General features: G+C 40.0%; 10 protein-coding genes. All 10 read right to left on the bottom strand.

The genetic code is table 11. The annotated features are described in order from the left end of the window. Positions 1-16: 16 nt before the first annotated feature. The 10 genes from MHI41_RS08425 to MHI41_RS08380 all read right to left on the bottom strand — a co-directional run bounded on the left by MHI41_RS08425 (position 17) and on the right by MHI41_RS08380 (position 15562). Positions 17-3136 (bottom strand): MMPL family transporter, encoded by a 3120-nt coding sequence (locus MHI41_RS08425; RefSeq protein ID WP_342494706.1) that lies wholly within the window; start codon positions 3134-3136, stop codon positions 17-19. After that, entirely contained in the window at positions 3114-3590 is a 477-nt protein-coding gene (locus MHI41_RS08420) for a MarR family transcriptional regulator (RefSeq protein WP_342494705.1), read from the bottom strand. The genes MHI41_RS08425 and MHI41_RS08420 overlap by 23 nt, the downstream gene beginning before the upstream one ends. Positions 3591-3741: 151 nt before the next feature. Continuing rightward, positions 3742-5034 (bottom strand): pitrilysin family protein, encoded by a 1293-nt coding sequence (locus tag MHI41_RS08415; protein WP_017359055.1) that lies wholly within the window; start codon positions 5032-5034, stop codon positions 3742-3744. Beyond that, a complete protein-coding gene (locus tag MHI41_RS08410) occupies positions 5031-6311 on the bottom strand; it encodes a pitrilysin family protein (protein ID WP_342494704.1) in 1281 nt (426 codons plus the stop codon). The genes MHI41_RS08415 and MHI41_RS08410 overlap by 4 nt, the downstream gene beginning before the upstream one ends. Before the next feature lie 145 nt (positions 6312-6456). After that, the gene (locus MHI41_RS08405; protein ID WP_342494703.1) at positions 6457-9573 is read right to left on the bottom strand and encodes an MMPL family transporter; all 3117 of its coding nucleotides are present in this window, start codon (positions 9571-9573) and stop codon (positions 6457-6459) included. Between the two features lie 318 nt (positions 9574-9891). Then, positions 9892-11121, bottom strand: a complete 1230-nt coding sequence (locus MHI41_RS08400; RefSeq protein ID WP_172793306.1) for an MFS transporter — start codon at positions 11119-11121, stop codon at positions 9892-9894. Positions 11122-11224: 103 nt separating this feature from the next. Next, on the bottom strand, positions 11225-11950 hold the full coding sequence (locus tag MHI41_RS08395) for a GntR family transcriptional regulator (protein WP_008344706.1): 726 nt from the start codon (positions 11948-11950) through the stop codon (positions 11225-11227). Between the two features lie 164 nt (positions 11951-12114). Beyond that, positions 12115-14490 carry a DNA translocase FtsK gene (locus MHI41_RS08390; protein WP_249670168.1) on the bottom strand — a complete coding sequence of 792 codons (2376 nt, stop codon included), beginning with the start codon at positions 14488-14490 and terminating at the stop codon, positions 12115-12117. 110 nt (positions 14491-14600) lie between these two features. Next, positions 14601-14837 (bottom strand): YlzJ-like family protein, encoded by a 237-nt coding sequence (locus MHI41_RS08385; RefSeq protein WP_008344712.1) that lies wholly within the window; start codon positions 14835-14837, stop codon positions 14601-14603. Continuing rightward, entirely contained in the window at positions 14834-15562 is a 729-nt protein-coding gene (locus MHI41_RS08380; protein ID WP_008344713.1) for a ClpP family protease, read from the bottom strand. Before MHI41_RS08380 ends, MHI41_RS08385 begins: the two co-directional genes overlap by 4 nt. Positions 15563-15607: the final 45 nt, after the last annotated feature.

The raw sequence follows: 15607 nt of genomic DNA, 5'->3' as shown, positions 1-15607 counted from the left end.
TTTCTTTATGGAATCCTTATTCTTTTCGTTTAAATGGGAACCAATTGGCTGAACCGAACAATTTGACCATCACCGGTACGAACAATGGTAGCACAACGAGTGCATACAATAAAAGTCCAGTTAGAACAAGTGTTGCAATCTGTAAGAGTGACAATACACCTGATGGCAGCATCGCTGCAAATGTTCCTGCCAAAATGATGGCAGCAGACATAATAACAGATCCCATATTTTTCATTGATTCGGTCATGGCAAACTGGATGTCTTTTGTTTTGTATTCATTGAAACGTTCCATTAAGAATATTGAATAATCGACTCCTAATGCCATTAAAATGACAAATCCAAAGAATGGAACAGCCCAGTTAATGCCCGGATATCCGAAGAAATGGGTGAAAATAAATTCGGTTATACCGATTGCTGTAAAATATGTCAAAATAAGCGAGCCCACTAAGTAAAGCGGCATCACGAGAGAACGGAACAGAATCACTAGTATCAGGAAAATACCGATCATCATGTAAAGAACCGTCTTATTGAAGTCTTGGTCTGACAGCTGTTTTAAATCAGCGTTCATACTTGATACACCAGATACGCCAAATGAAACATCTTTTAGGTTTGTTTCAGGAAGTGCACGTTTGACCGAAGCTTCTACTTGTTTAATTGTTTTCATGGCGTCGTTTCCATATGGATTGTCTTCTAAAATGACGTCAATCTTTGTCATTTTGCGGTCATCCGACATATAGGAATCGAACACTTGCTTGAAAGCTTTATTTTTTAGGACATCTTTTGGAATAAACCAACCGGCCATGTCTTGATCTGGTGCGTTTTTCAGTTCATCTAAGTAGTCTCCTGCACCCATTAAGCCGTTTGAAATTTTCTCAAGGCCGTCGACACTTTTGTTTAGACCATCCGTCAGCTTGGTCAGATCGTCACCAAAGCCGCCAATTTTTTCTTTCATTTGTTTTTGACCATTAATGATGTCGCCGGCTCCATTTGCAAGTTTAGGCATACTATCAGCTAACTGCCCTTGGCCTTTAGATGTTTGATCTAGCCCGTTTTCAATGGCTTCTAAGCCAGCAATCAGCTCATCAATTTGATTTGTAAACACTTTTTGTTGTTCTGAGGCATTTGCGATAAAAGCATCTGCTGTTTCAAGCTGTTTTTTTGCTTCTTTTGCTTGTTTTGCATAACTGTCTGCCTGTTTAGCGCCTTCTTGCAAAGTAGCAGAAAGTTCGTTATATGAAGCTTTGATGGCTTGATATGATTGGTTTTCTTTCACCTGCGGAATTTGCTGCTCAAGTGTACTGAACTGTTTATTCGCTTGACTGATCAAAGCTTTCACATCCGCTGCGGCAGAGGATGACGTATCGACTTGTGCCAATGCTGATTTTAATTCTTTGGAAATGCTTTTATACAGTGCTACTTGCTGATTTACTTGTGCTACTTGATCTGTTAATTCCTTTTTCGCACCCTTTATTCTTTCTTTAATTTCAGAAACACCTTTTTTGTTTTGATCGATATAGGTTTGCAGTTCTCTCAACGATTTTTCAACATTTTGAATACCTGATTTTACGGATTCGGTTCCAGAAATCAATTTGTTAATGCCTTTTCCAGATGATTTAATTTGTGGTGTTTGATCCTCGATGGATTTACTCATGGTTGTAAGAGCATCTTGGATCTTTTTCAACCCTTCGTTACTTTTATCAAGCCCGCTATTTAGCTCTTTGGCTTGAGATTTCACGTACAGATCATTCAGCCCTTTACCAACAGGACGAGTGGCACTTCTCACTTTACTCACGCCATCTGTTTGTTCAATGGCGCGGCTTAGTTTTTCAACAGCAATCAGACCTTCGTTATTGTCTAAAAGATCGGATGATTTCACGACAACGGTTGCTGGAAGGGCTTCACCTGGTCCAAATTTGTCAGAGATCGTATTAAATGCATTGACGGATTCGTATTTATTGCCGATTTCGTCTAGGTTGTTATATGAAAGTGTTCCTTTATACATGAGAATCGCTGGAAGGGTAATAATTGCAACGATTAGCAAGCTGAGAAGTGGTTTCTTAAATGAAAAACGACCAGCTGTTTCCCACATTTTCGATTGCGGGTGGGCAATATCGCCTTTGATCGGCCAAAATAACACTTTTCCTAAAACCGCCATAAAGAATGGAACGACAGTGAGCAGTGCAACAATTAACACGGCGACACCAACCGCCACGGCTACAGCTGATTTATACAGTTGGAATTCGGCTAAACCGATACACGTAAAACCAATGAGGACAGCAATTCCGCTGAATAAAACGGTTTTACCTGCCGTCTTATATGTTGTAATAATCGCCTCAATCTTATCTTTTCCGTGAGATAGTTCTTCTTTAAACCGGCTTAGCAATAAGATGCAGTAGTCGGTTCCAATCCCAAACATGATGGCGACCATAAAAATTTGGGTAAAGGTCGAGAGCGGAAAATCAACATACTTTACTAGGTAAGCCACAATTGATTGGCTGACCAAATAGGAAAGCGCCACGGCCACTAAAGGAACGAATGGTGCCACTGCGGATCTAAAGACAAGCACAAGAACAATTAAAATAAATCCTATTGTAATGAATTCCGTTTTTTTCAGACCTTCTTGTGAGCTTGTGATGACATCATCGTCGATTAGCGGCTGCCCTGTCATTTCAAATTTCAGGTTCAGGCTCTTAAGCTTTTCATTGACTCTTTCTTTAAAATCGGATGCTTTGATTTTGTTCGAGTCGTATGTAACTGGAACAAGAAGTGTTGTTTGATCTTTAGAGAGCATCTGTTTTTTAATATCTTTGTTTGCATCAAAATAAGAAGTGATGTCTTCAACATGGAGATCTTGATCCTTTTCTAAAATCTCCATCGCTTTCTTTAAAGAGGCTTCTCTTTCTTTGACGATATCCTTTCCTTGAAAGACAATGACGATCGATTTTTCCGTATCCCCATTTTCAGACATGTTCTTTAATAATTGATCGGCATAGGAAGAAGGATAACCATCAGGAACAGAAATCTGCCCTTTTTCTTTTGTTAATTGCGCCATATTAGGAGCGGTGATTAATAATACAGCCGCTAGTACGACCCAAAGGATCGTGATCAGCCATCTACCCTTTATGATTGCTCTCATTACTATGTTGTGCCTCCTCTTCGATGATAATTTGATAAATCTTTTCATATGTTTGAATAAATGATTCTATTTCTTTTTCATCAAATTTTTCTAAATATGACCGAACAAGATCCTGAAGCTGTTTTTCCATTCGGCTGACCACGTCTTTTCCTTCGGACGTCACATAGAGATGAACGTTTCTTCGGTCAGCTTGATCATGCTCACGATAAATATAATCTTTATTAAAAAGACGATTGGTCATGGATGTCACAGCACTTTTATTGACATTACATGCGCTGGCAAGGTCTGTTGATGTACATCCTGGGTGTAAATTGATGTATCGAAGCGAGTAATACTGATCAAGTGTCAGTTCTTTATCCAGCTTTTCCGTGATCATACTCGATACTTTTTTCTCCATCATGAGATAGACGTCCGCATATCTCTGGATGAGGTGGGCAATTTTATTTTGTACCATATGCTGCTCCTTTAGTTTAACTGTTTAACTATTAAAGAGTTTAACTAACACCCAAAACAATTGTCAATCAATATCTTCACATATAAAGCGCTTTCTTCTGTTAGACACAAAAAAGACAAACTCTTATACGTTGAGTTTGTCTTTTTTTCATTTATTTTGCTTTCGGCACGACTTTGAAAACGGACATTCTTTCTTCATCAATTTCTTCGTCTAAGATTTCCTGAATATCTGTTAATTGGATTTGCTCCAGTACTGGCACGACATCAAATAAGCTCATTTCTAAGAATGCGTATCGAGTGAATTGATTGGCGATGTACTCTGGAGAGTTCATCGCTTTTAAAAAGCTGCCAATTTTTTTCTTGCGAGCAAGTTCAATCTTTTCTTCTGTAATCAGGCTTTTTGCTTGAAGAAGCGTTTCTTTTAATTCATCTGCGAGTTGATCAGGGTCATTTGTATCTCCGCCAACTGAAGTGAAGCCAAAACCGCCTTCTTCCGTATAATCGTAACTGAATGTCTCATCAATCAAGCCTTTTTCATACATACGCTCATATTGCAAAGAACTTTTACCAAACAATGTCTCTAAAATAAGATTCATGCCAAGCTCATGTTTGAGGAGCTGTTTTCCTTTTTTATGCGGGTTTTTCGTTTTCAAACCAAACATACATTTAGAGCCTTGTACATTCATTTTCAGTTCGTATTCTTTTCGGTATACACGATCCGGTTCATTGATCTCTTTCCGCTGAATATCCGGCTGATCGGTAAATGGTTTTTTTGCCTGATTCGCTCTTACTTGGTCTAAAATTTGCGCCGGATCAACAGGACCTACTACAAAAAGAAGCATATTGCTTGGGTGATAGAACGTTTCGTAGCATTCATATAAATGGTCTTTCGTAATAGGCGCAATGCTTTCAACGGTTCCAGCAATATCAATTCTCACTGGGTGCTCTTGATAGAGGTTTTCAATCAGACCAAAGAATAAACGCCAATCTGGATTGTCATCATACATGTTGATTTCTTGACCAATGATGCCTTTTTCTTTTTCGACCGTTTTTTCAGTAAAATAAGGCTCTTGCACAAAATCAATGAGTGTTTCAAGATTCTGTTCGACATTGGCCGTACTTGAAAATAAGTAAGCTGTTCTCGTAAACGTTGTAAATGCGTTTGCGGCTGCTCCCTGTTTACTAAATGTATGAAACACATCTCCATCTTCTTTTTCAAACAGCTTATGCTCTAAAAAATGGGCAATTCCATCAGGCACTCGGATCATGTCTTCTTTGCCAAGCGGCACAAATTCATTGTCGACAGAGCCATATTTTGTTGTGAAGGTTGCATATGTTTTGTTAAACCCTTGCTTTGGCAGCACATAGACGTCTAGTCCGCTGTCCATTTTTTCGTGATATACCGTCTCTTGCAGCTGATCGAATTGAATTGTTTTCACTGTCATGAAGCACCCTCCGTTCCTTTAAGAAAATAGGTCGTATCCCATTCGATTTTTTGACCCACTTTGATGATGTCCTCTTTTGTCACTCTGTCTAACGCTTCTAAAAAGGAATCGAGGCTCCCCCCTGTTGGCACGACGGCATGCTGATATAAGTATTCCGCTGTTCCATAAGACGTATCAATTGTTTCGAGCAGCTGATTTTTGACGACAGCCTTTGTCTGTTCAATTGCTTCATCAGAAAAATCGCCTTTTTGCATGGCATCAAATTGTTCTTTGATAATGTCTACTGCCTGCTGATAGTTGCCGACTTCAATTCCTGACATGACCATCATCAAACCTTTAAAGCTCTCAAGTCTAGAAACAGCATAGTACGCAAGACTTGCTTTTTCCCGCACATTGATAAATAGCTTTGAATGAGAGAAGCCGCCGAATATGCCATTAAACAAATGCAGCGCCGGATAATCTTCATCTGCTATCGTTGTATGTGTGCGAAAGCCAATGTTCAGCTTTCCTTGTTTTACGTCCTCTTCATCAATGACTTCTTTTGGCTCTATTTGTAATCTTGATGATTCGGTATTTTGTTTGACCGGCTCTCTTTCACTTGTTTTAAAGTATTGCGAGACCATTTGATTGATGTCTTGTTCATCAACGTCTCCCACAACATAGAGATCCAGCTGGTTTGACTGAAGTGCATGCTCGTATGCTTTAAAGAGCGCTTCTGACGTAATCGCTTCGACGTCTTCCATTTCACCATTGACGTGCAGTGCATATGGCTCACCTTTACACATTTCCTGCACAAGTCTTAAGTTTGAATAGCGCATTTTGTCATCATAAACGGCTTGAATGCGCTGTTTCAATGTTCGTTTTTCTTGCTCAACGTACAATTCATGAAATACCCCGTTTTCCACGTACGGGTAAAATAATAGTTCAGAAAGTAAGGCAATCCCTTTTTCTAGTAAAGGGGTTTGATCCTTTAAATATTTTTCATTCGCCATTTCTAGACGGAACGTAATGATGTGATTTTCACCTTTTTTCGCCATGTCTGCGGAAACGGTCGCCCCATAGAGCTCGTCGAAATAAGCACGAAGCTCTCCCGTTTTCGGCATTTTTTCTGTTCCTCTTAAAAGCACATGCGGGAAAAGAGAACGCATGGTGACGTCATCTTTGGATAAAGGCGCAAGCATTTTAAAAAGGATCGTCACGGTTTTAAATTTTTCTGTTTTGACAATATGAGTATTAAGACCAGGTGTATCAAATGTCTTCTCTTGTAAGTACGTCATGAGAAACCTCCTTTGTTCATCCTATTTATTATGTATTAGAACATAGCTGATATATACGTGAAACAGCCATTTAATAGTCATTATATCAATCAGAGGAAAGGATAGGAAATAAAAACGCCTCTGCTAAAAGCAGAGACGCAGGTTGTTATTTCATTCTAAACGGCCACCAATTCCATTTTCCAAAGATGCGAACCATGACCGGGATAAAGAGTGGTAGAACAACAAAAGCATATAATAAAAGTCCAATGAGTACGACCGTTGCAATTTCAACTAATGATAATACACCCGAGGGCAGCATCGCAGCAAAAGTACCCGCTAAAATAGCAACTGCTGAAATAATGACCGACCCCATATTTCTCATCGCTGATATCATGGATGCTTGAACATGCTCTCCCTTCCATTCATTAAAACGATCCATGAGGAAGATCGAATAATCAATGCCGAGGGTCACAAGGATAACAAAGCTGAAAAATGGAACAGCCCAGCTAACACCATCGTAGCCAAAGAATGTTTTGAAAATCCATTCTGTTAAGCCAATGGATGTAAAATACGTTAATATGAGTGACAGTGTTAAGTATATCGGCATGACGATTGACCTTAATAATATAACTAAAATAATAAAGATACCAATTAACATGAAAATAACCGTTCTGATAAAGTCACCGTCTGACGTTTCTTTTAAGTCAACATTTAAACTGGAGATACCAGATACACCGTATTTGGCATTTTTCAAACCACTTACAGGTAAGTATTGATCAAGGGTTTCCTCGATTTTTGCAACACCTTTCATTGCTTCATTGCTGTATGGATTTACGTTTAATATCACTTCAAAGGTTGTTAATTTACGATCTGGGGACATATACGTATTAAATATTTTCTTAAACTCATGGCGTTTCAGTACTTCTTCTGGTATAAACCAGCCCGTTACTTCTTCATCTGGTGCTTCCTGAAGCTGTTTTAAGTAGCTGTCCGCCTCGGTAAAGCCGCTTTTTACTTGCTCAAGTCCGGAAATACTTTCATCTAATCCATCTGTTAATAGTGAGAGTTTAGATGATAGCTGGTTAAACCCTTTTTTCACGGCTTTTTGGCCATCAGTCAGTTGATCTGCACCATCTTCAATTTTAGGCATTTCTTTGATGAGCTGTTTTTGTCCTTTATTCGTTTCATCAAGACCATCATAAATTTGATCTAGACCTGTCATCAGCGCCTTTACTTGTTGTTTGATTTCTTTTTGCTTGCTTGAGAACGTTTGAATGACTTGATCTGCTTTCTTGATCTTTTGTTTAAAGGCAGATGCTTCCTCTTCATAGACGCTCATTTGCTCTCCAGCTTGATCGAGCATTCCTTTTGTGTCTTTGAATACTTTTTTGATTTCTTTATATTCATTCATATCTTTGATTTCTGGAAGCCGGTTTTCAAGTCCTTCAAATGATACGTTTTCATAGGATTGTTTCACTTTCTTAATCGTTGTCATCAGTTGCTCATTTGATGTTGCGTGACCTTCCAGTGTGCTTACGACTCGTTCAAGGTCTTGAATCATGGTTTCACTTCTGCGATATTCTTGCTCTAATTCTTTTTTCGCTTGTTTGATTTCAGTGCGAATGGTTCCTACGCCCTCTTTACTGCGCCTAACACCATCCTCTAAAGAAATGAGTGATTTCCTCACTTCTCCGATCCCGCCTTTGATGGCTTTTGTCCCATCAATCAACTGATCAATCCCTTTAGCGGATTCTTCAATTTTTGGTTTTTGTTTGAGAAGTGCTAAGTTTGTTTCGGTCAAGCCATCTGTAATTTTCCCGATGCCCTCATGACCTTTCCCAAGCTCTCCTCCCAGCTCTTTCGCTTGAGAGGTAACGTAGAGCTGACTTAACCCATCTCCAACCGGGCGAGTGACACTGCGAACCGCTTTTACTTCCTCAATGTCATTTAACTTACGGGTCAGTTTTTCAATCATGACAATTTTTTCTTGATTATCGAGCTCGTTGTCACTTTCGACAAGCACATTCAGCGGCAGCGCTTCGCCAAAGCCAAATTGCTCAGATATCGTATTAAATGCAGACACTGACTCATACTTTGTTCCAATCTCATTTAAACTATTATAAGAAAGAGTGCCGTCATACATCAGAATCGGAGGAACAGTGATGAGTGCAACTACACCTAAGCTGATGAGCGGTCTTTTAAATGAAAAGCGCCCAGCCCATTCCCATATCTTACTTTGTGGATGACGAATGTTTTCTCTTTTAGACGGCCAAAAAAGGGATTTTCCGAAAACCGACATAAAAAAGGGAACGATTGTGACAAGTGCAATGAGCAGGATGCCAACGCCTACGGCAACGCTGACGGCTGATTGGTACAACTGGAATTTTGCGAAACCAATACTTGAGAAGCCGACTAACACAGCTAAACCGCTGAAAAAGACTGTTTTCCCTGCACATTGATACGTGATGATAATCGATTCTTTGACATCACGCCCCTGACCAATCTCCTCTTTAAAACGGCTTAAAAGTAATATACAATAATCCGTTCCTATACCGAACATAATAGCTACCATAAAAATCTGAGTGAAATTAGACAGAGGAAATGGTGTATATTCTACGAGAAAAGCCACAATACACCGGCTGACAGCATAAGAAATGCCAATCGTAATAAGCGGGACAACAGGTGCCAGTATCGATCTGAATACAATTATTAAAATAAAGAAAATAAAAATCATCGTGATAAGTTCAGTTTTCTTCAGACCTTGTTGAGAGCTTTTAATGACATCTGAGTCCACAAATTTTTGACCTGTCATTTCATATGAAACGTTGTAGGGCTTTAAAACTTCCTCAATTCGTTCTTTAACCTTCACAGCTTTTGTTTCGTAGTGGTCGAATTTGAATGGAACAAGAAGTGTACTTTTATCCTTTGATAAAAGTTGTTTTTGAATGTCACGATCTACATGAAAATACGAAGTAATTCCGTCAATGTGGAGTTCTGGGGCATGTGTCATGAGTGCAGCTAAAGCCTTTTTTAATTCCTGCTCTTTCGCAGGGAACAAATGTTGTTCGGAGAATACAATCACACCAGTATCTTTTTTCCCATTATGATCTGAAAGCTTATCCAATAAGTGAAGTGCCTCAGCTGTTGGTGTCCCCTCTGGAACCTTTAACTGCCCTTTTTCTCTTGTTAATTCCTCTAAATTGGGCGCAGTAATAAACAGAATCACAGCTGTTATCATCCACACCATTAATACAATCCATCTTGCTTTAATTATTTGCAACATAGCTGCTTCAAGCTCCTTCTAGTTCATCAATCAATTTGCTGTTTTTGAGCGTGTCTGAAGTGCTGACTTCGTCTCCATCAACGTGCTAATGGCAGGATGACCTATTCAATTGTCCTTTCGTGTTGAAGAAACGCATATCCATCATCAGCCACGAGCTCAATTTCTGCCTTAAACAAAGACAGAAAATGAATGTTTTTGAACACCTCCTATTTGGGATAATTTAAAAGATATTACTATACATTAGTTTAACTATCAAAATTTTACATGTCAATTTATAAAAAAGAAAAAAGATGGCAAAATACCGTCTTTTTTCTATGTTTAAACCGTTTTCAATTGTTCACTTTCATCCTTTTCATCTGGCTGGATGAAAAAGAGGACCAAAAATAATGAAATGAGACTACATATGGTCGATAGAATAAAAACGATGGAGTCTCCTTTATCCATAAGAAATGCGTAAATTGGAGGTCCTAAAGCAACACCGATAAACCGCATGCTGCTATAAAATGACGTAATGGTTCCGCACTGCTCTTTTTCAATACCTTCTGTTATCAACGCATCAAGTGCTGGAAGCACAATGCCGATCCCTACGCCGCCAATACTTAAGCAGACAAACAACACGTAAAAACTGTGATTCCACCATAAAAATATATACGAAAGTGATAAAAGAGCCATACCAACGATGAGAAATATCCTCATTTTCCCCTTTTCTTTTCCGATTGTTTTCCCTGCAATGTACGAGCTGATTGATAAAAAAAGGAGCGGGATGCTTAGCAGCAAGCCTTTTTTGACACCCGTTATTTGATACGCCGCCTCTAGGTTATCTGATAAATAAAAGAGCACGCCAAAAAGAAGAAACATAATAAAACCGCCAATAGCAAAAATGGCATAAAGCCAGCGTCCTTCATGCTTAAAAATCGTCTTTGTTGATTTTAAAAACTCTTTAAATGTAGGCGGATCTTCCTCTTTCTTTGCGGATTCAACCATAAACAGTACCATCACAAAGCTGATGATTGAAAAGAATGGAATGAACCAAAACGGTACAAACCAAAACCAAGAAGCGAGAAGTGCCCCAATAATAGGACTTAGTACCTTTCCAGCTGTATTAGAAGTTTCAATTGCTCCAAGTCCCGCACTTACCTCTTCATCATCGTGAAACAAATCGCCAATAAACGGCATGACGACAGGTGCTGCCCCGGCTGAGCCAACTCCTTGAAGGACCCTGCCAAATAGAATCCACATATAGGGTTCTTTCATGATGGTTGAGGCAACAGCTGCCACAGCTCCTCCAAGTCCTGCGATTAAAAGACACGGCAAAAGTACCTTTTTCCGCCCAATTCGGTCAGATAAATAACCGGCAATCGGAATACACAAAATCGCCACTACGGAGTATACCGTAATAATGAGTGACACTTGAAAGGAAGTGATCGAGAGTTTCTTTTCTATCTCTGGTAATACGGGTATTAGCATCGAGTTCCCAAGTGTCATGATTAGAGGCACTGATGATAATGCAATAATATTCTTTTTACTGACTGTTTTCTCGCCCAACATCATTCACCCAATTCTATATACTGTTACGTATTAGTGTGGCATGTTTCACGGGTTTTATGTATGGGCAAACAAAAAGCAACCGCCTATGGAAGCGACTGCTTTGTTAAAATCGTTTACGTATGACATGGAAGCTGAATTTATCCGCTCGAAAATAATTGAGCGAGTATAAGACCGGCTGATCATCTTGATCATAGTGCATTTGTTTCAGTAATAGTAAGGCTGTTTCTGGGTCACATTCTAGTATCGGTGAAACCTGATCGTGATAACCAATCGGTTCGATGTCTGCCACTGCATATTTAATTCCGCTGTGCGGTTCTCTGCCAAACAGCTCAAAAAGCGATTCTTCCTCATGAGTAAAAGAAGCGGGAAGATGTTTGACCGGAATTTTATCTAAACAATAGACGACTGGCTGTCCATCTGCTGTTCGAACGCGTTCCATTGAAAAAACCTTCTCGGATTCATCACACTGAAAACGAATGACATCATTCTCTGTCGGCTCTCCTTCTTGTGAGGACAAAAAGATGGTACCTGGCGTCATATTGACCTGTTCAATCATTTTTGTGACACTTGTCAGCTGTTCAATGCCAGTAGAAAAAAGCGGTCTTGAGTTGACGAAAGTTCCCACACCATGCCTTCTAATTAAATACTTCTCTTCTTCTAATATACGAAGGGCTTCACGAAGGGTCGCTCTGCTCACGCCTAAAAGCTTTGAGAGCTCAAACTCAGAAGGCAGCTTTTCTTTTTCGGCATATACACCTGTTTGAATATCTTCTTTAATACGGTCAATCACTTTCAAATATAAATGGCGATTGTCTGTTTTGGTCGACATGTTTTCCCTCCGTCTAATCAATGCAAATGATAAGATGAGAAATCTCTATTCCGAGATAAGATGAACATAACTATATCACGTTTTTGCAAATAAATAAATAGTCTGACATCCAGTTAACATAATCAATATATCGTTAACTTCATGTTAGGAAAGCTCTCTTCGAATTATGAAGAGAGCTCGTCATGTTGTTCTTTTGAGAGGAGGACTTCTCTCGGTTTACTGCCTTCATATGGTCCGACAACCCCGCGCTCTTCCATTGCGTCAATAAGACGTGCGGCACGGGTATAACCGATGCGGAACCTCCTTTGCAGCATAGAAACAGAGGCCGTCTGCATGCCAATGATCAGTTCAACTGCTTCATCATATAAGTCGTCGTCCACAGCCCCAAGCTGATCTTGCGTTTCTTCACTCGGGATCATTTCTTCTTGATATTGTGCTTTTTGCTGCGTGATGACATGATCAACGACATGTTCCACTTCTTCATCTGATAAAAAGGCGCCTTGTACACGAACTGGTTTGTTCGCACCGACAGGTAAGAACAACATATCCCCTCTGCCCAGCAATTTTTCTGCGCCTCCCATATCAAGAATGGTCCTTGAATCGGTTTGTGACGATACGCTAAATGCAATGCGGGAAGGGATATTTGCTTTAATGACACCTGTAATGACATCAACCGAAGGCCTTTGTGTAGCAATAATTAAATGAATCCCCGCAGCACGTGCCATTTGAGAAAGCCTTGTAATGGAATCTTCTACATCAGAGGAAGCAACCATCATTAAATCAGCAAGCTCGTCTACAATGACGACAATATAAGGTAGTTCTGGCTGCTTCGCCTCTTCTGATTGATTCATTCGTTTAATGTAATCATTGTACCCTTCAATATTTCTTGTGCCCGTATGAGAAAACAATTCATAACGGCGCTCCATTTCACTAACCACTTTTTTAAGTGCCTGTGAGGCTTTCTTAGGATCAGTCACAACTGGAGCCAACAGATGCGGGATGCCATTATAAACATTTAATTCAACCATTTTCGGGTCAATCATCATCATCTTCACTTCATGAGGTTTTGCTCTCATGAGAATGCTTGTGATAATGCCATTGATACATACGCTCTTTCCGCTTCCTGTCGAGCCAGCCACAAGTAAATGCGGCATTTTGTTCATTTCAGCCAGCACAGCTTCACCAGAAATATTTCGGCCCAGTCCGATGAGCAGTTTGGCATTTGGGCGGTCATTTTGTTTCGATTCTAAAACCTCTTTTAAAGAAACCATTGCAATTTCTGCGTTGGGAACTTCAATTCCGATGGCGGATTTACCAGGAATCGGCGCTTCAATTCGAATGTCTTTTGCAGCTAATGCAAGGGCTAAATCATCACTCAAGTTGACGATCTTACTTACCTTCACGCCGACATCAGGGTATACTTCATATTTTGTGACGGCCGGCCCTAAATGAACTTGTGTCACTTTTGCTTTTACACCAAAGCTTTGGAAGGTCTTTTCAAGCTTTCTTGCATTTTCATAAATATTCTTCTTATCTGTTTGCTGACCTGAATGCTGCGGCTCAGCTAAAATATCAAGCGATGGCAGCTCATAATCCTTATTTTCAAGCTCCGTGAACGTCATAGGCGGAGCTTCTTTCGGTTCATCCCCCGTATCAGGAGACGGAGTGCCTTGTACAGTTTCTTGAAGAGGATCTGGCTCTTTGACCGGCTGATCTTTTTGAACCGGCGATGTGAGCATGTCATCTCGATCAGCAAAACTTGAGATAATCGGCTGACGATTATCAGAAGCCTGCTCTTCTTCCTCGATCAAGATATGATCATGATCTTCTTCGGCCTCTTCTTGCAAGCGTGAACGTTTTTTCTTTTCACTTGTTTTCTGCGCAGGTGCATTCTTTTTCGCCTGCCTTATGCCTTTCATATCTTCAATAAATGCTTTCCACTGCTTCACCAAAAATTGTGATACAGGCAGCGTCACTTTTTTGACCATTTCTTGCAGTGACCGGTTTGTGATCAGCACAATTCCAATCAGCATTAGCACAATGGCCATGATTTGCGACCCTGCTTGTGCAAACAAGAAATAGGAGGCCGCAAATAATACAGCACCGATCATACCGCCTCCTAAATCGGGCGAGCCTGTCTCACCTTTCATATCCATTAAGAATAACTCAAACGTATTTCTGATCACACTTTGAGAGCCTATCACGCCTGCAGCTGAAAGATGCTGAAAAAGCTTCACATGTGACAAAAGCAAGATACTCGCAATGATGCAGTATAAACCTGCTTTTCTTCTTGTCAGTAAATCAGGAATTTGTTTTTTCCAAAAGATCGTCACACCAAAAAGAAATAATCCGATAAGGCAGAGAATAAACCATTCACCTGCAAAGAATCGGAATAGATGTACAAAGGTTTGTCCAACTACACCTAGCTGTAAAATGGCAATGATCGCTATGGCAATACAGACTAACCCATTTAGTTCATATTTCAGTTTTAGCTGTTTATTTTGTTTTTTTCTTGTTTTACGTTTTCTCTTTTTCGCCATACTCATCACCTTACTACAAAAGAAAATATAACCTACGAAAAGATCAGAAAGAAAGCAGCCTGGTTTTGGCTGCATCTTGTTGTAAGTTTTCCCTTTATTATAGCATAGAATCATTCATATGAGTCGGTTTGATTGGTGCCTAAATGTAACTTCAATCGCTTACCTGGTGCAAGCTCCTGATTCAAAAAGTCCATTGGATTTGTACTCATTACTTGAACGATTTCCGCTTCATCTTCTTTCATTTCAACCATCACTGGCACGCCCTGAATGTTTACCTGCTGGAGTTTGCGTTCTCCTTGTTCCTCAGCGTAAATGGCTTCATAAGGCATAGGTGTATATAAAATCATTGGATCAGCCCCTCGTTTTGTGCAGCCCGTTCGCCAATAAGCTCGTTCAGCTTTTTAATCGCTTGTCCAACGCCTCCAACTTCATGCATCAGTCCGTATTCAGCCGCCTCATGGCCAACGACATTTGTCCCGATGTCTCTTGTCAGATTGCCTTTAGAGAACATAAGCTCTTTAAATTTCTCTTCTGTAATGTTTGAGTGACTCGTGACAAAATTAATGACTCTTTCCTGCATTTTATCTAAGTATTCAAAGGTTTGCGGAACACCGATGACTAGACCGGTTAATCGTACAGGGTGAATGGTCATCGTTGCTGTTTCGGCAATGTAAGAATAATCACACGATACGGCGATTGGGACCCCAATAGAGTGACCGCCGCCAAGCACAATGGATACAGTCGGTTTGGATAAAGAAGCGAGCATTTCTGCAATAGCTAGTCCTGCTTCTACATCGCCTCCCACTGTATTTAAAATGATCAGAAGCCCTTCAATTTTTGGGTTTTGTTCAACTGCTACGATTTGTGGAATGACATGTTCGTATTTGGTTGTTTTATTTTGTGGCGGCAGCTGCATGTGCCCTTCAATTTGTCCAATAATAGTCAGGCAATGTATGTTTGTATCTTGTGACAACTGCGGGACGGCTGTTTCACCAAGCTGTTGTATTTTGCTCATAATGCTATCTTTTTCTTCTGGTTTTCGCTCAGGCTGCTGTTCATTCTGTTCGTCCATTTGTCTCCATCCTTTCCTAAAAACTCTCCTCCTATTATGAACAAG

The organism is Bacillus sp. FSL M7-0307, from assembly GCF_038627835.1.
Classification (GTDB): domain Bacteria; phylum Bacillota; class Bacilli; order Bacillales; family Bacillaceae; genus Bacillus; species Bacillus altitudinis.
The sequence above is the reverse complement of the archived record's forward strand: the minus strand, read 5'-3'. Positions and strand labels throughout refer to the sequence as shown.